The 21061-nt window shown below is 52.5% G+C and carries 16 protein-coding genes, 1 other RNA gene and 2 pseudogenes; 12 read left to right on the top strand and 7 right to left on the bottom strand.

The genetic code is table 11. From position 1 onward, the window contains the following. The first annotated feature begins 2 nt into the window (after positions 1-2). Together FE839_RS02185 and FE839_RS02180 are read left to right on the top strand one after the other, a co-directional pair. Complete coding sequence (locus FE839_RS02185; protein WP_138358691.1) at positions 3-1385, top strand: formimidoylglutamate deiminase; 1383 nt, start codon at positions 3-5, stop codon at positions 1383-1385. Between the two features lie 550 nt (positions 1386-1935). After that, positions 1936-2253: a hypothetical protein gene (locus FE839_RS02180; RefSeq protein WP_138358689.1), complete on the top strand. Its 318-nt coding sequence runs from the start codon at positions 1936-1938 to the stop codon at positions 2251-2253. Positions 2254-2377: 124 nt separating this feature from the next. Here the strand turns inward: FE839_RS02180 and FE839_RS02175 are convergent, their stop codons facing one another. The 3 genes from FE839_RS02175 to ydiJ all read right to left on the bottom strand — a co-directional run bounded on the left by FE839_RS02175 (position 2378) and on the right by ydiJ (position 6586). Further along, complete coding sequence (locus tag FE839_RS02175) at positions 2378-2626, bottom strand: GlsB/YeaQ/YmgE family stress response membrane protein (protein ID WP_138358687.1); 249 nt, start codon at positions 2624-2626, stop codon at positions 2378-2380. Between the two features lie 496 nt (positions 2627-3122). Beyond that, positions 3123-3533, bottom strand: coding sequence for a 1,4-dihydroxy-2-naphthoyl-CoA hydrolase (gene menI / locus FE839_RS02170; protein ID WP_138358685.1), 411 nt, complete (start codon positions 3531-3533; stop codon positions 3123-3125). Further along, entirely contained in the window at positions 3530-6586 is a 3057-nt protein-coding gene (gene ydiJ, locus FE839_RS02165) for a D-2-hydroxyglutarate dehydrogenase YdiJ (protein ID WP_138358683.1), read from the bottom strand. The genes menI and ydiJ overlap by 4 nt, the downstream gene beginning before the upstream one ends. 203 nt (positions 6587-6789) lie before the next feature. On the opposite strand from ydiJ, the gene ydiK reads away from it, so the two are divergent. Together ydiK and rprA are read left to right on the top strand one after the other, a co-directional pair. After that, a complete protein-coding gene (gene ydiK / locus FE839_RS02160) occupies positions 6790-7911 on the top strand; it encodes an AI-2E family transporter YdiK (RefSeq protein WP_138358681.1) in 1122 nt (373 codons plus the stop codon). Positions 7912-8235: 324 nt separating this feature from the next. After that, an RNA gene (gene rprA, locus FE839_RS02155) (antisense sRNA RprA) lies at positions 8236-8343 on the top strand. Here the strand turns inward: rprA and FE839_RS02150 are convergent. Both FE839_RS02150 and FE839_RS02145 read right to left on the bottom strand, forming a co-directional pair. Beyond that, positions 8343-10712: a glycoside hydrolase family 3 N-terminal domain-containing protein gene (locus FE839_RS02150; RefSeq protein WP_138358679.1), complete on the bottom strand. Its 2370-nt coding sequence runs from the start codon at positions 10710-10712 to the stop codon at positions 8343-8345. The genes rprA and FE839_RS02150 overlap by 1 nt on opposite strands. A gap of 1 nt (position 10713) precedes the next feature. Then, complete coding sequence (locus tag FE839_RS02145) at positions 10714-12114, bottom strand: MFS transporter (protein ID WP_138358676.1); 1401 nt, start codon at positions 12112-12114, stop codon at positions 10714-10716. A gap of 340 nt (positions 12115-12454) precedes the next feature. Between FE839_RS02145 and FE839_RS02140 the strand changes: the two genes are divergently transcribed. From FE839_RS02140 to FE839_RS02105, 8 genes are all read left to right on the top strand, one after another. Further along, the gene (locus tag FE839_RS02140; RefSeq protein WP_138359007.1) at positions 12455-13480 is read left to right on the top strand and encodes an IS630 family transposase; all 1026 of its coding nucleotides are present in this window, start codon (positions 12455-12457) and stop codon (positions 13478-13480) included. Between the two features lie 77 nt (positions 13481-13557). Beyond that, entirely contained in the window at positions 13558-14415 is an 858-nt protein-coding gene (locus tag FE839_RS02135; RefSeq protein WP_138358673.1) for a MurR/RpiR family transcriptional regulator, read from the top strand. Positions 14416-14549: 134 nt separating this feature from the next. After that, positions 14550-15893 (top strand): aspartate aminotransferase family protein, encoded by a 1344-nt coding sequence (locus FE839_RS02130; protein WP_138358670.1) that lies wholly within the window; start codon positions 14550-14552, stop codon positions 15891-15893. Then, positions 15890-16441, top strand: a complete 552-nt coding sequence (locus tag FE839_RS02125) for a carboxymuconolactone decarboxylase family protein (protein ID WP_138358667.1) — start codon at positions 15890-15892, stop codon at positions 16439-16441. The genes FE839_RS02130 and FE839_RS02125 overlap by 4 nt, the downstream gene beginning before the upstream one ends. A gap of 132 nt (positions 16442-16573) precedes the next feature. Continuing rightward, entirely contained in the window at positions 16574-17326 is a 753-nt protein-coding gene (glnH, locus tag FE839_RS02120) for a glutamine ABC transporter substrate-binding protein GlnH (RefSeq protein ID WP_138358664.1), read from the top strand. 53 nt (positions 17327-17379) lie between these two features. Further along, entirely contained in the window at positions 17380-18036 is a 657-nt protein-coding gene (gene glnP / locus FE839_RS02115; protein ID WP_138358662.1) for a glutamine ABC transporter permease GlnP, read from the top strand. 2 nt (positions 18037-18038) lie between these two features. Beyond that, the gene (gene glnQ / locus FE839_RS02110; protein ID WP_138359005.1) at positions 18039-18761 is read left to right on the top strand and encodes a glutamine ABC transporter ATP-binding protein GlnQ; all 723 of its coding nucleotides are present in this window, start codon (positions 18039-18041) and stop codon (positions 18759-18761) included. A 19-nt stretch (positions 18762-18780) separates the two neighbouring features. Next, entirely contained in the window at positions 18781-19800 is a 1020-nt protein-coding gene (locus FE839_RS02105) for a C45 family autoproteolytic acyltransferase/hydrolase (protein ID WP_138358660.1), read from the top strand. 96 nt (positions 19801-19896) lie between these two features. Here FE839_RS02105 and FE839_RS02100 read toward each other — a convergent pair. Continuing rightward, positions 19897-20385, bottom strand: a pseudogene (locus FE839_RS02100) (nucleotidyltransferase family protein); the annotation flags it as partial. Positions 20386-20445: 60 nt separating this feature from the next. Then, positions 20446-20685 (bottom strand): annotated as a pseudogene (locus FE839_RS02095) (transposase domain-containing protein); the annotation flags it as partial. Positions 20686-21061: the final 376 nt, after the last annotated feature.

Here is a 21061-nt window from a genome sequence, read left to right as displayed (position 1 = left end):
ATATGGCGGTATATTTTGCGGCGAAAGCGCTTCTGCCGCAGGGCTGGGAAAACAATGTCAAAATAAGCGTCTCCGCCCAGGGCATCATTACCTCAGTGGAGAGCAACACTGTCGCGGATGAGCATAGCATCAGGCTTAACGGCTTGCTCGTGCCGGGTATGCCTAATCTCCACTCTCACGCGTTTCAACGCGCGATGGCCGGCCTTACTGAAGTGGTCGGCAATCCCGCCGATAGCTTCTGGACCTGGCGAGAATTGATGTATCGGCTGGTTGATAAAATCACCCCCCAACAACTCGAAACGATCGCCAGCTATCTGTACATCGAAATGCTAAAAGCAGGTTATACCTCAGTGGCGGAGTTCCACTATCTGCACCATGATCGGGGAGGTAAACCTTACGCGCAGCCAGCGGAACTGGCATTACGCATTTCGCAGGCGGCAAAAACGGCGGGTATCGGTCTGACCCTACTGCCGGTACTCTACTCTTACTCCGGCTTTGGCGGCCAACCTGCCTCCGCCGGACAGGCACGCTTTATCAACACTACCGATCGCTATCTGGCGATCTACGATGCCATTACCGCGCAACTTGCCGACGAACCGATGCAGCGCAGCGGCCTGTGCTTTCATTCCCTGCGTGCGGTTACCGAGGAGCAGATGCGTATTGTACTTGCCGCCAGACCGCATAAGCAGCCCGTCCACATTCATATTGCCGAGCAGCAAAAAGAGGTGGACGATTGCGTCGCATGGTCTGGTTTGCGCCCGGTGGAGTGGCTCTACCGCCATATGCCGGTAGATGGGCGCTGGTGTCTTATCCATGCCACCCATCTGACAACCGAGGAAACCCGACAGATTGCGCACTCCGGCGCTGTCGCGGGCCTGTGTCTGACCACGGAAGCCAACCTGGGCGACGGTATTTTCCCGGGGCAGGATTATTTAGCGTATCAAGGCAACTGGGGAATAGGTTCCGACAGCCATATCTCGGTCAATGTCGCTGAGGATTTACGCTGGTTTGAATACGGCCAACGACTGAACCACCGGCGGCGCAATCTTCTTCATACCGCAAACGAACCCTATATCGCCAATGTACTGTATCAGGAGGCGTTAAATGGCGGACGCCAGGCTCTTGGGCAACCCGTCGGACTGATTGCCGCAGGTGAGCGCGCAGATATGCTGGAACTTAACGGTCACGACCCGTTTCTCGCCACCGCCAGCGATCGCGAAATTCTGAATCGCTGGATATTTGCCTGTGCTACCAATCCAATTAAAAATGTCATGACCGGGGGTCGCTGGGTTATTGAAGATGGTCGACATGCTCATGAAGATAAAATTACCGCAGAGTTTATCGCGGTTATGAAACAGCTGACTGGCGTGGCACCCTCCCGGTAGATATTTTCACGCCTTGCGACGAAACCCGTTGTTCGCTTCGCGGAGTGACGCCGCACAGACTGCGGCGTCGACCCGGCTGGATAAATCGCCGATATGCCTGCCCACGATGTTGCCGCGCAGCCCAATAGACGACGGCGGCACATACGATGGCGCGGCACCGCCTGAGATATTCGGCCTGTGGATCTCGCTAACCTTCGTGAGAAAAAAATGCAGAAAGATTTCTATACTGCCATCCAACTCGTGTACAATATTTCGTCAAATTTTTTTCATTTTTGAATGCAATGTCGCAATGCAAATTATCAGGAAGGTATGTAGTACTGGATTATGGATATTGAAACAGACGTTATGTCGATGTGTATGGCTATATTGTTAATTATAAGCGTTTTGCTTGATTAACCCCTTCCTCGCCAAAATTGTGAGCCTCGTCGTCGTCGGCCAGGCCTTCACATTCGTGATAAAATATGAAGATTCATAGGATTCACCCGCCCGGGGATTGCTTGCCAAAAGCCAGGCCTCTAAGCTTCATTCACAAACTTACGAGGTACCTGAAATGAATAAAACGCTTATTGCACTGTTCACCCTTGTTTCGATCACCGCCGCCAGCGCGTTTGCTGCAGATAAAACCGAAGCCCCGACACCGGCAGACGTCAATGCAGGGCATCCGCCATTTGAACTGGCTCAGGGACACGGCCCAATGCCATTTCCCCCTTTTCCACCGAAAAAGCCGGTAATATTCTCCGCAACGGTAGCAACGGATAATCCGGTGGAAACGATCAATAAACTCACGCCGCTTATTCCGGCAAACAAAGCCAAACATTACGAAGTCCGCGTGGAAGTGGTTCCCGTGCCTGATATCCCGGGTGCATAAGCCCATATTTTCGCTGTGGATTTACCTGTGTCGAATAGGCCATCGGTTATCTACAGATATTAAAAAAGCTGCCAGCAAAACTGGCAGCTTTTTATTTTATAGCACACGTTGCGCGCAGGCAGAATTAGCTCTTAATTTTCCGGTAGATAAACAGCACAACCAGTGCGCCGATCACCGCCACGACAAAGCTGCCGAAATTAAAGCCATCGACCTTACCAAATCCGAAGAAGGTACTAATCCAGCCCCCGACAACCGCACCGATGACGCCGAGAATTACAGTAACGATAAATCCGCCGCCGTCTTTCCCCGGCATAATCCACTTGGCCAAAATACCGGCGATAAGACCAAAAATGATCCATGAAATGATACCCATAGCTAACTCCGTCCTCTTGTTACCTTGTAAATCTCTCGTATTTAAGAGCTTAGCATAAATATGAAGAGGGATTAATAAATTTATATTTCACCGACAACACCTTGTCATCTGGAAGATAATGGTCTAAAGACAGCAGAACGAGCGAAATCAAATAAACCGCAAAGGACAAATTATCTACTGATTAATTCCTGATAAGAACATGGGTATATCCGCTGAATAATTCGAGTCGCCGCACAACACGGTTAACCATTTGAACAGGCAGGCCCGGGAAGGGGAAACGATCGGGGGAAATTCCCCCTCAGATGGCTGACAAAGTGCGTTTTTCAGCCATTGCCCGGCAGCACTTGCGCGGGCCGACGAAAAAACCAGAACATACGGATATTATTAATTTTGTAGGCCGGATAAGGCGCAGACGCCATCCGGCGGAAATGCAGGCACACTATCTAAACCGGTTTGCCATCAGCCTCAGGGGGAAAGATCCCCCTTCTCAGTCACTTTATATCACCGCCGTTGTCAGTCGCGATGAACAACAGAGGCGCCCCTGCGCATCAGAAATATCGATTTGCCAGACCTGGTGACGGGAGCCAATATGCAGCGCCCGGCACACGCCGCGAACCCTGCCGCTGCGCACCGCGCGAATGTGGTTGGCATTCACCTCCAGACCCACGACTTTCTGTTCACCTTCACAGCACAAATAGCCAGCGACTGAGCCTAGCGTTTCAGCTAATACCACCGATGCGCCGCCGTGCAATAAGCCAAAGGGCTGATGAGTACGCTCATCTACCGGCATGCTGGCCTCAAGGGTATTCTCAGTCAGCGTCTCAAAGCGAATATCCAGCAAGCCGAGCATGTTCCCGTCCTTCATCGCATTCAGCTGCTCCAGGCTGCTCTGACGCCGCCAGATCATCCGATGATCTCCAGCAGCGCCTGCAGCGGATGACGAACGCCACTGCCTTCAATACGCTTCACCTGACTACGACAGGAGTAGCCGGTGGCCAGGCAACGGTTGCGCGGTAATCGCTGCATCGCCTGCTGCCAGGAGAGCGCGTAGATGGCCAGCGAATTAGCATGATTCTTCACTTCATGGCCGTAAGTCCCGGCCATGCCGCAACAGCCGACATTCACGTTCTCCAGCTTCGCGCCGAAACGCGCGAAAATATCCGCCCACTGTTTCGTCGATGCGGGCAGCGCCGTCACTTCGGTACAGTGACCAAACAGATACCACGCCTCGCCGCCTTTATCCTGCGCGATGGTTTCCGTTAACGCCTGCGGCAACCATTCGTGTACCAGCATCACGCGGAAATCGCCTCGCTTATCACCCAGTACCTGGTTGTATTCATCGCGATAGCAGAGCACCAGTGCCGGATCGACGCCCACCATCGGCATACCGAGACGGGCCACACGGTTGAGGAAATCGGCGGTTTTCTGCGCGGTGCGCGCAAATCGCGTCAGGAAGCCTTTAATATGCTGCGCCTTGCCATTCGGAGAAAACGGCAACAACACCGGCTGATAGCCGACCTTTTCGACCAGACGCATGAAATCAGCCACCACCTGCGCATCATAGTAGCTGGTAAACGGATCCTGGACCACCAGCACCCTTTTCGCTTTCTGCTCAGGACTCAGCGCTTCCAGCTGTTCCAGGGTGGTGTTCGCCGAGCGGTGGCCGACCATTTGCTGTTTCAGCGAAGGCGTGGAGAGCAGCGGTAGATCCACCATACCAATATGCTTTTCCGACAGCTTACGCATCCACGGCTGATTAATAAAAAAGTTAAACGTCTTCGGCGCATGCGCCATCAGCGGGGCGTAGGATTCAACCGTCGCCACCAGATGGTCGCGAACCGGGCGCAGATAGCGGCTATGGTAGAGCTGCAGGAAGCGCGAGCGAAACTCCGGCACGTCAATTTTGATCGGGCACTGGGTCGAGCAGGCTTTACAGGCCAGGCAGCCGGACATCGCCTCTTTGACTTCATGGGAGAAATCATACTCCCCTTTACGCGCATGCCAGCTATTGCGGGTACGCGCCACCAAGGTACGCAAACTCGCGCGTTTTTCCGGCAGTTCTTTTTCCAGCTGATTAGGGTCAATGCCCCGATCCGCCAGCAGGCGCAGCCACTCGCGCACCAACGTTGCACGGCCTTTCGGCGAATGGATACGATGGTTACTCACCTTCATCGAAGGACACATGGGGCTTTTTGCATCAAAGTTAAAGCACAGGCCGTTGCCGTTACACTCCATCGCGCCGCGCCATGCACTACGCACCGCAATCGGGATCTGGCGATCGAAAGTCCCGCGTTTAACCGCATCCACTTTCATCATCGGCGCATCAACGCCTTCGGGAGGGCAAATTTTCCCCGGGTTCAGCCGGTTATCCGGGTCAAACGCAGCTTTAATTTTACGCAGTTCGCCAAACAGCGCTTCACCAAAGAACGCCGGACTATACTCGGCGCGGAACCCTTTGCCGTGTTCGCCCCACAACAGACCGCCATATTTTGCGGTTAACGCCACGACATCATCGGAGATCCGCTTCATTAGCATCTCTTGCTGCGGGTCGCACATATCCAGCGCCGGGCGCACATGCAGCACCCCGGCATCAACATGACCGAACATACCGTAGCTCAGACCATGTCCGTCCAGCAGCGCGCGAAATTCCACAATATAATCGGCCAGATGTTCCGGCGGCACGCAGGTATCTTCCGCAAAAGGTATCGGTTTAGCGGCCCCTTTGGCATTACCGAGCAGCCCGACCGCTTTTTTACGCATTGCGTAGATACGCTCAATGCCGTCCAGTTCGCTACAAACCTGCCAGCCGATAACGCCAGCCTCGTTACGCGACATCAGTTCATCCAGGCGCTGGCACAGCGTCGCGACTTGATTGTCAATCAGCTCGCCGTCATCACCGGCGAACTCGACAATATTCAGCCCCAGCATCTCTTTATCCGGGACATCAGCGATTAGCTCGCTAACCGAATGCCAGACAATATCCTCCCGCGCCAGATTAAGGACTTTTGAGTCAACGGTTTCCACCGAGAGCGCCTTCGCCTCGACCATAAACGGCGCGTTGCGCAGCGCGGAATTAAATGAATCGTATTTAATATTAACCAGGCGGCGCACCTTCGGCAGGCGCGTAATATCCAGCCGCGCTTCGGTGATAAACGCCAGCGTCCCTTCTGAACCGGTCAAAATGCGCGTCAGGTCAAATTCGCTCATCTCATCATTAAAAACATGGCGCAGATCGTACCCGGTGAGAAAGCGGTTAAGCTTAGGAAATTTGTCGATAACCAACTGCCGCTGCGTTTTGCAGCGCTGATAGACCGTGCGGTAAATACGCCCGATCGCCGACTGTTCTTCGCCCAGCGTTTCTGCCAGCGCCACGGGAATCGGCTGCGTATCGAGAATGTCGCCGCCCATCAGCACCGAACGCACGCCCAGTACATGGTCGGACGTTTTACCGTAGACCAGCGAACCCTGCCCGGAGGCGTCGGTATTAATCATTCCACCAAGAGTGGCGCGATTACTGGTGGACAACTCCGGGGCGAAAAAGTAGCCATACGGCTTGAGATATTGATTAAGCTGGTCTTTAATGACCCCGGCTTCCACCCGCACCCATCCATCTTCCGGGTTGATTTCGATAATGCGGTTCATATAGCGGGACATATCGACAATAATGCCGGCATTCAGCGACTGACCGTTAGTCCCGGTCCCGCCGCCTCGCGGGGTAAAAACCAGCGTTTTAAAACGCTCTTCCGCCGCCAGCCTTGCCAGCAGAGCCACATCTGCTGTGGAACGGGGAAATAAAATCGCATCCGGCAACAGTTGATATACACTGTTATCCGTCGCCATCGTCAGCCTGTCGGCGTAACTGGTGGCGGTATCACCGGTAAAACCTTGTTGCTCCAGTACCTGCAAAAAATTCAGCACCAGTTGAACGACACCTGGCGCCTGAGAAATTTGTGGGATCATGACGCTCGACCCTGCCCGACTATGTTGTGTTGTAAGTAATTAAACGTTTGCGTTATGCACTCAACTTTTTATCACATTTTTTTCATATGCGCCCGCCAGAATTAAATGCAAAATCAGGCGCGCAAACTTATTGATATTATTATCAGTACATGGAATTACGCTGCGTCAGCATCCTGACGCGACTGCAAAGGTAAAATTTCACCATGATTAACCCCCATCAGCCCCGCGACATACCGCAAATTCTGTTATCGGTGCTGTTTTTATCCCTGATTATCATTTCCTGCCTGTGGATTGTGCAGCCATTTATCCTGTCGTTTGCCTGGGCCGGTACGGTGGTTATCGCCACCTGGCCGTTGCTCCTGCGCCTGCAACGCCTGCTTTTAGGCAAACGCTCCCTGGCCGTACTGGGGATGACGCTGCTGCTGTTTTTGCTGTTCGTCATCCCCATCGCGTTGCTGGTCAACAGCCTGGTGGATAACAGCACGCCATTAATAAAAGTGATTACCAGCGGCAACTTTACCCCGCCGGATTTGGCATGGTTGAACACTATTCCGCTGGTCGGCGATAAGTTGTATCTCGGCTGGCATAGTCTGCTGGAAATGGGGGGCGCGACGATTATGAGCAAAATTCGTCCCTATATCGGCACCACCACCACCTGGTTTGTCGGGCAGGCGGCGCATATCGGTAAACTCCTGGTTCACTGCGGACTGATGCTGCTATTTAGCGCATTGCTCTACTGGCGCGGCGAACAGGTAGCCTATGGTTTCCGCCACTTTGCCACGCGTCTGGCAGCAAAACGCGGCGATGCGGCGGTGATCCTCGCAGGTCAGGCTATCCGCGCCGTAGCGCTGGGGGTGGTAGTAACCGCGCTGGTCCAGGCGGTGATGGGCGGTATTGGTCTCGCCGTCAGCGGCGTTCCCTACGCCGCGCTGCTCACCGTGGTGATGATTTTCAGTTGTCTGGTGCAACTGGGGCCATTGCTGGTTCTGGTGCCGTCAATTATCTGGCTGTACTGGACGGGCGACACCACCTGGGGAACCGTACTGCTGATATGGAGTTGTGTGGTGGGCACCATGGATAGCTTTATCCGCCCGTTACTGATTCGTATGGGCGCCGATCTGCCGATGATCCTTATTCTTTCCGGCGTTATCGGCGGTCTGGTCGCCTTTGGCATGATAGGCCTGTTTATCGGCCCGGTGCTGCTGGCCGTCTCCTGGCGGCTATACGATGCGTGGGTTAACGAAGCGCCGCCTCCGTCGAAAGATCCCGACCAGGTACTAGAGGAACTCAGCGAACTGAATAACCGCGCATCACTGGATAAGTAAGTGAAAAGGCTGTCGGGAGCGATCACCCATCCCGCGGTTCAGCGCAATGTCAGGAATTCAGGGGGACGAGCGAAACGTCCCCCGACTGTTTATACGCCAGGCATGAAACATCGTCACAACATATTGCACATGGAACATGCCTCTGCCCAGCCCGGGTAAACAAACATATTTCGTCTTAACCTTAAGAACAACTGATACATCAGACCTAACCGCCCTCAGGTTTCAGCTCGCAGTCCGCATTGACGGCGCAGATTATTAACCCCGATTTAACTATTGGGAGGAATCCGATCGACGTCAAAAGCCGCATTGCCTACTATTTATCCTACGGTTATAGATCAAGACCCTGATTTATAAGCATGGAAATCCCCTGAGTGAAACAATGAATTGCTGTGTGTAGTCTTTGCCCATCTCCCACGATGGGCTTTTTTTTGTCAACTGACTTCACAGCGGCTGATCATGCGCCAGTCCCGCGGCAGTTCGCGAACCTCGCCCTTCACCGTCACGGTTGCCTTCCCGCGAATATCCGCCGATGAAGCACCAATCTGCAGCTCAAACTCGCCGGGCTCGACAATTCGCTTACCGTCACGACGGGTGAAGTTAAGCATATCCACCGGTAACGTGAAATTCAGCGTCGCCGTTTCGCCAGCGTCGAGCGTCACGCGTCGGAACGCTTTTAGTTCCTGTAGTGGACGCACCATCGAGGCCACGTTGTCACGAACGTAGAGCTGAACTACCTCGCTGCCCCGGCGTTCTCCGCAATTACGGACAGCAACCTGAACGACGATGTCACCTGTCACCGCAACTTCCGGCGTCAGCAGACGCGGCGCGGAATAGTCGAACATCGTCCAGCTTTGCCCATACCCAAACGGATAGCGAGAACCAAAGTGAAACGCAAACGGCGTGCCGCCGCTTTTCAGCTTATGGTTATAGTAATAGGGCATTGCGCCTGCGCTTTTCGGCACGCTGACCACTAAGCGGCCCTGCGGTTCGGCGCGCCCGGTTAACACATCGGCAATCGCCCAGCCTCCCTCCTGACCTGGCGCCCAGGCCATTATCAACGCCGCGACGCGCTCCTCCAGCCCCTGCAGATTATAAGGTCGCCCGCCGGTCATCACCACAATCACCGGCTTACCGGTGGCGACCAGCGCTTCAAGGAGTTGCTGCTGAACCCCCGGCAGGTTCAGGCTATCAGTATCCGAACCTTCACCCACGGTGCCGCTCTGGAACAGACCCGCAAGGTCGCCCACACAAGCCACCACCACATCGCTCTCCAGGGCTGCGCTGACCGCATCGGGGATCAGGCGGGTATCCTGTGATACTGGAGACTGCTGCATCGGCCTACCGCCGCTGTCGCCAGGAAATACCGGCGCGCCAGCCATGCGTTGCTCAATGATATGACACCCTTTGGCATAGCTAACCCGCCCTTCACCAAGATAGTGACGCAGCGCAGTTAACGGCGTTGTCACCTGCGAGACTTCATCCACCATATCGCTGATGATCAGATGCACCGGGAAGCTGTAGCCGCTGAGCAAAGCCAGCGGATCGTCAGCCGTCGGCCCCACTAGCGCGACTTTTGCTTTGCCCTGCAACGGTATCGCCCCGCGGTTTTCCAGCAGCGTCAATGAGCGCGTCGCCACATCCCGGGCGGCCTGGCGGGCTCTGGCCGATTGCAATGTAATGGCAGAAACATCGGTATAAGGGTGTTCAAATAAGCCAAGACGGAACTTCTCCGTCAACGTGCGGGAGACAATTTCATCAATCTTCGCCATAGTGATTAATCCGCGATCCAAAGCCTCCTGCAGATGCCGCGCGCAATCATCTTTCGGCAGCTCCACATCAAGGCCCGCGTTGAATGCCAGCGCTGCCGATTCCGCCGCATCCTGCGCTACGCCGTGGTGCTGATGAAGCAGGCTGATGCCGCCATAGTCGGCGACCACAATGCCATCAAACCCCCACTGTTCGCGCAAAACAGTGGTCAGCAGGAAACGATCGCTGTGGCCCGGTTGGTTATCGATATCGTGATAGGCTGGCATGACCGAGCCCGCATTAGCCAGCTTTACCGCCATCTCAAACGGCAACAGGAAGGTGTCATTGAGTTCGCAGAAACCAAGATGCACCGGGGCATGGTTGCGCGCCCCTTCACTGAATGAATGCCCGACGTAATGTTTCAGCGTCGCCAGCACATCGCGCTTCTCTCCCTGCAATCCATTGACGTAAGCGCAGGCCATCACCCCTACCAGCCAGGGATCTTCGCCAAAGGTTTCTTCGGTACGCCCCCAGCGTACATCGCGCGAAACGTCCAGCACCGGCGCCAGCCCCTGTTTACAGCCGGTGGAACGGGCCTCGTCGCCAATTTCTCGCGCCGCACGCGCTACCAGTTCGGGATCCCAGGTTGATCCATAGTTTAGCGACGATGGAAACAGCGTCGCGTTCTTGCACAACAGTCCAACCAGACACTCTTCATGAAACAGAGCCGGGATCCCCAGCCGGGTCTCTTCCACCAGCATTTTTTGCAAGCGGTTTGCCGCGCGCACAGCGCTGTGCGCGTCGACAATATGCGTACCCAGCGGACGCGTAATTTGCCCGACGCCAGATTTCAGTTTTTCCGCGAGTGAGGTCTGCTCGCTGGCACCGGAAAATTCATCGCTCAAATCACTGCGTTCTTGATGTTCGCCGTTTTCCGCCAACACCAGCCAGTAGGCATGCATTTGGGCAAATTTTTCTTCGGTCGTCATTCGCGACAGCAAATCCGCCACGCGTTCCGGGACAGGGCGCCGGGCATCCTTGTAAATTACGGTCATATTATTGCTCCTGTAGTGCAGAATTCAGCGCTCTCTGTCCGGACTCTTGCGCACGGAGTTCGCGTTTGCGTGTCAGTTCACGCGCAATCGTGTCCGCCGTGCGGCTATTGAGTTTGTACAACATCAACAGCAGCGCCATGGCGATAAACAGGCTCGATGGCACCAAAGTGAAAAGCGCATTGATGGTATTTAATACCTTGGAGGATTGGTCAAGCGCATTGGGGGCGTAATCAACCATCCCCAGCACCCAACCAACAACAGCGCCCCCTAGCGCCAGGCCAAATTTAATGGCAAACAGTGCAGTGGAAAACACCAGGCCGTCAAGGCGGCGTCCGCTACGATGTTCTTCGTAATCCACGACATCAGAGAACATGGTCCACTGTAGCGGTGTGGTCAGATTTTGCATAAAACCGAAGATGACGTTAAGGCTAAATATTAACCACAGTTGATTCGCGGGAATAAAGAAAATAGCGGCGGCAAAAATAACGTACGTGATAATCGTCCATTGATAGGCGCGCACGCGGTCAAATTTCCCGAGCAGGCGCTCGGATAATAGCGCCCCAAGCAGCGCGGCAATCATCCCGCTCACAATAAAAGTGAACACCATATCCGGGCGCTGCATAACATATTTTACGTAATACATGGTTGCAGAACCACGCGTGACCACGGCGGTTAATAATAGAATATTGAAGATAAAAACTATCCGCCACTGGCTATTTCCTGCCAGTAATTTGAGATCTTTTAATAACGATCCTGAACTATCTCCCGAAGGAGTATAACGCTCACGAGTCAGGAAAAAGCAGCTAAAGAAAAGCACTATGCCAAGAATACCCATCAGACTCATGGCATAAAAATAGCCTTTTTGCGCGTCCCCGTGCCCTAAATATGATACCAGCGGCAGCGCAATCACCGTGACAATCAGACCACCAATAAACGACAGCGCAAAGCGCCACGACTGGAGCGAATGTCGTTCATGCGGGTCCATCGTCAATGCGCCAGGCATGGCGCAATACGGCACATTAATTGCGGAATAGATAAAGCTCAGAATGGCGTAAGTCAGGCAGGCATAAACAATTTTCGCCGTTTCGCCGACATCGGGAACATAGAAAGTAATAATACAGCTTACACCGAACGGAATAGCAAACCACAGCAGCCAGGGACGAAAACGTCCATGACGGGTATGGGTACGGTCCACCAGCGCGCCAATGCAGGGATCGACCACCGCATCAATAACCCTGACAACTAAAAACATCGTGCCCATGATGGCAGCCGGTAAGCCAAATACATCCGTATAGAAATAGGCCAGAAAAAGCGTGGCGGTTTGCCATACCAGCGCGCTGGCCATATCGCCAAGACCATAACCTATTTTATCTTTAGTAGTGAGTACCGAGGAAAGTGTCATTATTATTATCCTGTACACGATAGAAAAGGCATTTCTGTATTTCGTTATCAAGTGTTTCGATAACGTGGTGTCAGTATTAGTAATGAACAACACGGGAACAATTGTCGAAATTAACTGATGGATTACGGTATTTTGTTTTTTTCGTTTTATGTGACTTACCGCAAATAAGCAGGATGAGGGTGTAAAAAATCCCCGCCATTGGACTAATACCGGTCAGTTAAGCGCGCCATCGGCGTTTTATGCTGTTCTGTTTGCTGCTCTATGCAGTTCAATGGCTGATATATACCCGTGATCATTGAAGATGCTTGATTTTTCAGTAACAGGAGATCATGCTGTCCCCATGAAAATCTTCATCACTGACCAACAAAAAGCGGAACTTGAGCGTCTTCATGACTCCAGTCGTGACGGGCGAGTCCGGGATCGTATTAAAGCTATCCTTCTGGCCTCCGAAGGCTGGAGTTCATCCATGATAGCTCAGGCTTTGCGCCTGCATCAGACTACTGTTGACCACCATATCAGCGAGTTTCTGAACAAAGGCAAGCTGAAGCCCGAAAATGGAGGCTCAGACAGCAAACTCAGCGCTGAACAAACGGCCTTTTTAATCAGCCAGTTATCCGATAATTTATTTTACCATACCCGTGATATCGTCGCGTTTGTCGCACGGACATGGAACATCGTTTTCAGTATTCCGGGAATGAATAAGTGGCTGCACCGGAACGGTTTCACTTACAAAAAACCGTCAGGCGTCCCGCATAAATTCAGTGAAGAGAAACAAAAGCAATTCATTGAATATTATGAAGAACTCAAAGCCACCGCGGGTGATGAACCGGTTCTTTTTATTGATGCTGTCCATCCGACTCAGGCCACCAAAATAGGTTATGGCTGGATACGTAAAGGCCAGAGAAAAGCGGTAAAAACAACAGGCAGTCGTACACGGCTGAATATCATGGGGGCGCTGAATCTGAAGGCCCCGGAGCACCCATTAATCTGTGAATATAAAACCATAAATGAATACAACGTATCTCGTTTTTTCAATGAGATACGTAAAATTTATCCGGATTATCACCAGAAAGTGCATGTTATTCTGGATGGTGCTGGTTATCACCGTTCACTTTTAGTGAAAGACTGGGCGGAAGTGGTGAATATAAAACTCCATTATCTCCCGCCGTACAGTCCAAACCTGAATCCAATAGAACGAATGTGGAAATTAATGAACGAACATGCCCGGAATAACCGCTACTTCAGCAACAGCAGGGAGTTCAGGGATGCAATATCTGAATTTTTCAGCCATACGTTACCGGAGATAGCGGGTTCTCTGACGTCCCGAATTAACGATAATTTTCAGGTGCTCAAATCTGTGTCTTGAGGTTTATTGGGTATATATACTTTTTTCATCGGCTGGATTTCCGCCGCATACACTCTTTCGGATGATAACGAAACACCATGAATCTTCGTGAAAACATTGTGAGTCAGTTCAGCCTGCTGTCGCCTGAACTCCAGCGCGCGGCAGAATTTTCCCTGCAAAACACCAACCAGTTAGTGGTGCAATCCATGCGCGCTTTCGCCGCAGAAGCCAAGGTTAAACCTGCCACGCTATTACGGCTGGCGCAGCGTCTGGGTTATAACGGTTGGGGGGAGCTAAAAAACGCTTTTATCGACGATATTGGCTTGCGAAATGATACATATGTATCTAAAGCGGAAAAGCTGATCGCTAAAGGAACGCAACCTGCGCTGTACGAAGAGGTGTTCCTCGCGCATCAGGCCAATCTGGCCTTCACACAGGCTGAGAATCAGCAGTCAATGCAGCAAGCAGTTACGCTGCTGGATGAAGCGATACAGGTTTATATTTGCGGCTTCCGCGCCAGCTTTCCGATTGCCTGGTCGTTGTTTTATGTCTACCGATTGTTCAATCGCCAGGCGTCGCTGATTGACGGACTGGCCAGTAATATCGAAGTGTTCACTCGCGAGATCACGGCGGAAGACTGTCTGTTATTGACCAGCTTTGCGCCATATTCCCGCGAGTCCCTCGACGTTCTCAATGCAGCCAGGGAGGCCGGGGCACGGATTATCGCCATCACTGACTCACCGGTTTCACCGCTAGCGCAGACTGCGGATTGCACGTTGCTGTTCTCCCTCAGCAGTCCGTCATTTTTCCCTTCGGTGGCAGCCGGCATGGGTGTCGCAGAGTGTTTGCTGGCAATGCTTGTTGCTCACCACGGACGGGAGGCGGTGAGTAAAATTGAGAGCGCAGAACGTTATCTTCAAAGCTCCGGGGCATATGTGATGCCCGGAAAACCCTGACAAATGATTCATTTGCCTCCATCATAAGAAAATGAAATGCATTTGAATCATTATTGCATTGACGAGATTCAAATGGATCCTGCAAGATGCTTTCAACTTACGCGAAAGCGATTTTCTAAAGCAGGAAAAAAAGCATGAGTCAAATCATTCACCGCAGCCTCCGTACCACGCCAGCCGTGGCGGTCAGTGCACAAGGGGCTTACATTACGGATGCCAGTGGTAAACGCTATCTGGATGCCTGCGGCGGTGCAGCGGTTTCTTGTCTGGGTCACGCCCACCCGGATGTGCTGGCGGCGATGCACCGACAGATCGATCAACTGGCCTATGCCCATACCAGTTTTTTCACCAGCGATACGGTGGAACAACTGGCAGAGCAACTCGTCCGCACTGCGCCCGGTTCCCTCAGCTACGCCTATTTCGTTTCTGGCGGATCGGAAGCAGTTGAAACGGCGCTGAAACTGGCGCGCCAGTATTTTGTTGAGATCGGGCAGCCGGAGCGCACGCTGTTTATTGCTCGTAAACAAAGCTACCACGGCAATACGCTGGGGGCACTGGCAGTCGGCGGTAATGAGTGGCGTCGCCGCCAGTTCGCGCCGCTGCTGATGGATGTGGTGCGCGTATCAGCCTGTAATGAGTACCGCGACCGTGCAGCGGGTGAAAGCCAGCAGCAGTACACCGAACGTCTGCTTGGCGAACTCGAAGCGGCAATTCTGGAGGCCGGGCCGGAAAAAATTATCGGTTTTTGTGCCGAAACGGTGGTTGGCGCAACCACCGGTGCAACGCCGCCTACGCCGGGTTATCTGCAAGGCGTTCGTAGATTGTGTGATAAATACAGCATTCTGTATATCGCCGATGAGGTGATGTGCGGCATGGGTCGTACCGGCACGCTGCACGCCTTTGAGCAGGATGGTGTTGTCCCTGATATCGTGACCATCGCAAAAGGGTTAGGTGGAGGTTACCAGCCCATTGGTGCGGTGCTGGCCAGTGAGAAAATTGTTGCCGCGCTGCAAGCCGGCAGCGGAATGTTCCAGCATGGTCACACCTATATCTGCCACCCGACAGCAGCAGCGGCTGCACTGGCGGTGCAACAGGTTATTGAGCGTGATCATTTGCTGGAACAAGTGCAGCAGCAGGGCGCGTATTTACAGCAGGCGCTGCATGACGTTCTGGGCGGGTTACCGTATGTCGGTAATACGCGCGGTCGCGGTTTGTTCGCCGGTGTGGAACTGGTAAGCGATAAAGCCAGCAAAACACCATTTGATCCGGCGCTGAAACTTCATGCCGCTATCAAAGCGCAGTGCGTGGCGCATGGGCTGTTGGTCTATCCGATGGGTGGAACCATTGATGGTCAACTGGGCGATCATATCCTGATTGCACCACCGTTTATTGTCAGCCGTTCAGAACTAGATTTCGTAGTTGATACCCTGCACAAGGTTATCAGCGAAGAGACGCATAAACTGGCGAGACGACAGCTATGAATCGTTTACCTGCGTTGTCAGAACAGCAGTGGAGCGATGAACAACGCCAGCTTGCGGAGGAGATTATCAACGGCCCGCGCGGTGCGTTGCTGCCGCCGTTTGAACCGTTGTTGCGCAGCCCGGAACTGATGGCGCATGCGCAGAGAATGGGGGAGTATCTGCGCTACCGTAGCGCGCTGGGGCAGCGGCTGTCGGAACTGGCAATCCTGCTTACCGCGCGTCACTGGTCTCAGCCGGTTGAATGGGCTATTCATGCGCCAATCGCCAGGGAAAAAGGGATCGCTGCACAAGCGGTACGGGCGATTAATGAACAGCGTCCGCCAGAGGACCTGGCGACTGATGAATGGGTGGTTTACCATTTTTGCCAACAGTTGCATCAGCATAAAAAAGTCAGCGACGACATCTGGCAACAGGCAATCGACCTGTGGGGTGAAAAGGGCGTTGTCGATCTGATTGGCATCAACGGTTATTACAGCTTTCTTTCAATGATCATGAACGGTGCGCAGACGCCAGTACCCGACACCGGGGATTTTATTGTTCCAGCATAAATAATTCGTACGCATTCATTTCTATATCGCGTGTGAATGTAAAGATACAATTTTTATTGTCATCAGTAATATCATTTTTATGATATTGCGCAAGAACTCCTGTTTGCTATCTTAATTACGCTGAGGGTTATTATGTCTGAATTATTGAAAAAATTAAAGATTACACTGGCACTGGTAGCCTGTTCGGTAAGTTTTGCCGCAATGGCACAAGATAAATTATTAGTGGGTGTGGATACGGCGTTCGTTCCATTTGAATTTAAGCAAGGCGATAAATATGTCGGTTTTGATATCGATTTATGGGATGCCATTGCGAAAAAAATGAATGTCAGCTACGAATTACGTCCTATGGATTTCGGTGGCTTAATCCCGGGGTTGCAATCGCGCAATCTGGATGTGGCAATGGCCGGGATCACCATTACCGATGCCCGTAAACAGGTCGTTGATTTCAGCCAGGGTTACTACGATGCGGATCTCTTAATGGCGGTAAAGATCGGTGATAATTCCATCACCAAATTCAGCGACCTGGTCGGCAAAAAAGTGGGGCTGAAGCAGGGCACCGCAGCCGCAAGTTTCATGAAATCTAAATATAAGGCCAACTATGTCGAATTCCCTAACATTGATAACGCCTATCTCGACTTGCAGGCAGGCAACCTTGATGCGGTAGTACACGACTCCCCTAACGTGCTGTACTACGTGAAAACCGCCGGTGACGGCAAGGTGAAATCGGTCGGGGAAACGGACAGCATTCTGCCGCAGCAATATGGTTTTGCAATGCAGAAAAACAGCAGTCTGACACCGAAAGTCGATGCCGCGTTACAGGCATTACGTGCGGATGGCACCTACAGAAAAATTTATTTCAAATGGTTTAACAAACAACCTAAATAACCCCCGTCAGGCCGGGTAACTCCGGCCTGAACCGAGAGTGAATAGACCGCATTATGAATTTCGAAACGAAATATATATGGGAATCGCTGCCACTGTTGTTACAGGGGCTTCAACTGACAATATTGATCTCAATGGTCGGTTTAGCAGGTGGTTTTATTATTGGCCTGCTGGCAGGAACCTGTCGAGCATTGGGAAACGGTATCGCGAAAACGCTTTCATTAATTTTCGTCGAACTGATTCGCGGCACGCCAATTATGGTTCAGGTAATGTTTATCTATTTTGCATTGCCAATGGTACTGCCTATTCGTATCGACCCTATTACGGCTGCAATTGTCACCATTATTATTAACTCTGGTGCGTATATTGCGGAAATCACACGCGGCGCGATTTTGTCCATCAATAAAGGGTTTAAAGAGGCCAGTCTGGCGATGGGATTATCTCAGCGCGCAACGCTGTGGTACGTGATTATGCCGCTGGCATTGCGTCGCATGATCCCTGCGCTGGGTAATCAGTGGATAATCAGCATCAAAGATACCTCGCTTTTTATTGTTATCGGCGTCGCGGAATTAACGCGTCAGGGTCAGGAGATCATTGCCGGGAACTTCCGTGCCCTTGAAGTCTGGACAGCAGTAGCCTTGATCTACCTTGCCGTCACCCTGTGCCTGAGTTTCCTGTTGAAGCAACTGGAGAAAAGGATACATATTTTATGAGCATGGTTGAATTTAGCGCGGTCGCTAAACATTTCGGCACCACGCAGGTACTGCACGATATCAATCTGAAAATTGATTCCGGTGAAGTGGTGGTTATTATCGGTCCTTCCGGTTCAGGAAAATCGACGCTGCTGCGTTGCATCAATAAACTGGAAGAGATCTCCTCCGGCACCTTGCTGGTTGCCGGGATGCACCTGACAGATCCCCACGTCAATGAGTGCGATATCCGCCGCGAAGCGGGGATGGTGTTTCAGCAATTTCACCTGTTTCCGCACCTGACGGCGCTGGAAAATGTGATGTTTGGGCCTATCCGCGTGCGTAAAATGAGTAAAGCGGTAGCCCGCGAACAGGCACTGACACTGCTGGATCGTGTTGGGCTGCGCGAACGAGCCGATCACTATCCTTCTGAGCTTTCTGGTGGCCAGCAGCAACGCGTGGCTATTGCCCGTGCGCTGGCGGTAAAACCGAAAATGATGCTGTTTGATGAGCCAACCTCTGCGCTCGACCCGGAGTTGCGCCATGAAGTATTGAAAGTGATGCGTTCACTGGCTGATGAGGGGATGACAATGGTCATTGTGACGCACGAGATTGGCTTTGCACGCGATGTGGCGTCACGGCTGATTTTTATTGATGGTGGAACCATTGCCGAAGACGGCCCGCCTGATATCCTGCTGAATGCCAGTAGCAATCTGCGCCTGAAAGAATTTTTACAGCACGTTTCCTGAACAGAAGTGAATTCATCGCATGAAAAAAATCGACATCAGTGGTTCCCTGTTTGAAATTGGCCTGCAACTTGGCGCATTTGGCCGTGAAGCCTGGCATCAGAAGCTGGCGCTCACGTCGCTGTGGCAAACGGTGATGACCATGCAGTCATCCGCTCAGACCCATGCAATGCGTGCTATGGTGCAGACGCATTACCCGCAAATCTGGCAGGAGCTGGAAGGGCTGGCGCAGGGGCTGGAGGCCACCATTGATCAGGTCTTTGCCTGGAACTGCCGTGGCGACCTGGTGCGCTCGACGTCGGATGGCTGTACAACGGTTGCCGGGATAAACGCCGCTGGCGAGCGGATTATTGCACATAACGAAGATGGTTTTCCCCAGTTACGTGATGACTGCTTGCTGGTCACCATTAATCCGGAGTGTGGTCTGAGTTTTACCAGTTTTGCCTACCCGGGTTCGATTTGCGGCCACACCTTTGCGGTGAATGAAAAAGGTATCGTTAACACGGTTAATAACATCCGTGCAGTGCATCGCCCGCAGGGATTGCCGCGCCAGATCCTGGCCCGTGCCTCACTGAATGCAAACACCCTCGACGAGGCCATCGCCATTCTAACCGGGCAGCCGCGCGCCGGGGCATTTCATCATATGCTGGGGCAGATGGGCGATACGCGGCTGTTCAGTGTTGAGGCCACAGGCCGAGGCTGTTCTGTTATGCCACTGACGACAGTGGCCGGACATGCCAACCATCTTGTGCATGCTGCTCTTGCTTACGTTGAGCAGGTAGTAACGGACAGCTCTGCGTCGCGTCAGCTACGTCTGGCGCAGTGGATGGAGAATCACCACCCGTTTGACGCCACAGCGGCAAAAGGCATTCTCTCTGATAAACATGATGCCGTGTTGCCTATTTACCGGCTGGCTGCCGACGATCCGGATGATGAGAACACCCTCGCCACGGCAGTTTTCACCCTCGATGCAAACCATGTCAGGTGGCAAATTTTCGGTATTAATCGCGACGCTGCCGAATCACAGGGGGAAGTGCGTTAAGGTGATAGCTTGATGCTGCAGTGATAATTGATTAAGAAGGGGTTATGCTATGCAGATAGTTAAAGATTTCTATCTTGAATAAAATTTATGGGTAAAAAAAGTATCCAACTTTTCACGTTCAAATGCAGGAGTCGGTCGTAAACGCAGTTCAAATAAGTCAGAAAGTCCATAAGGTGCAGTGATATCGAGACCTTCCTTCCCCAATCTGACAGCTACGGCAGTAGCTGTTTCAGGCCAATACAGTAAAGCATTTCCCGTTGAGGTATAGGGCTGGTCACCATTACGTTGATGCATTCTGGCTTGATTCTTCACCGACCAGTCGAACGAAGGTAATTGTTGCCTAAGCCTTTCTTCCAGCTAGCGATCATGGTCTGGACTACAGTGCTCACAGTCAAACCAGACGACATCTACATCACCAGAAAACGGACTTAGCCCATATCCATGTAAGTAATCCCAAACAGCATCTCGTACAAATCCTGCCCCAATCCAACCATCATTGAGTTCCAGAGCTCGAACTGTATATAGGATCTTCATTCTTACAGGGTCATCTGACAATATTTTCTGCAATGACGTTTGATATTCCATTTGTACCCTCTACTGGAAACAGTTTAAGCGTACACCGAGGGCCGTATTGACGGGGATGTGTTATTCCGTTGGCAGTGCGACGCGCCAGGGGAGCAGTTCATTCACCCGGTTTATCGGCCAGTCAGCAATGACGTCAAGGACATAGCGAAGGTAGCTTTCCGGCTCCACGCCGTTCAGTTTGCACGTCCCGATCAGGCTGTACAGCAACGCTCCGCGCTCACCACCATGATCAGAGCCGAAGAACAGGTAGTTTTTACGACCCAGACTGACCATTCGCAGAGCATTCTCCGCGATGTTGTTATGTGTGCCTTGCAAGGCACGATCTTTCCGTCGGTGAAAGTCCGACCCGGCTAACTCTCGCTCCGGCCGGAAGTACAGGGGGCGGTCCAGGAGGTAACAAATGGGCTGAAGCTCTCCCTGAAACGGCTTCTTAAGGAAGTCAACGGGTTATGCGGGCCGTAACGTGAGTGAACACTGAGCAGGCCTCGAAATGCCGTCGTGGGTGCCGACACGCCATAATAACGGGGAAGGCCGACGATGACCGAGAAGAGAGTGAGAAAAGCACCGGTCATACCCACCGGGGTAGTGGTGACAGCACGCATAACGATTGATCGATCGTGCAACAAGGGAAGTCCATAACGATGTTCGTCCGGCAGACGGGCAACGACGCCTCGTG

This window comes from Klebsiella indica (assembly GCF_005860775.1).
GTDB classification, from domain to species: domain Bacteria; phylum Pseudomonadota; class Gammaproteobacteria; order Enterobacterales; family Enterobacteriaceae; genus Klebsiella; species Klebsiella indica.
Note: the sequence above shows the minus strand (reverse complement) of the source record. Positions and strands in the feature narration are given on the sequence as shown.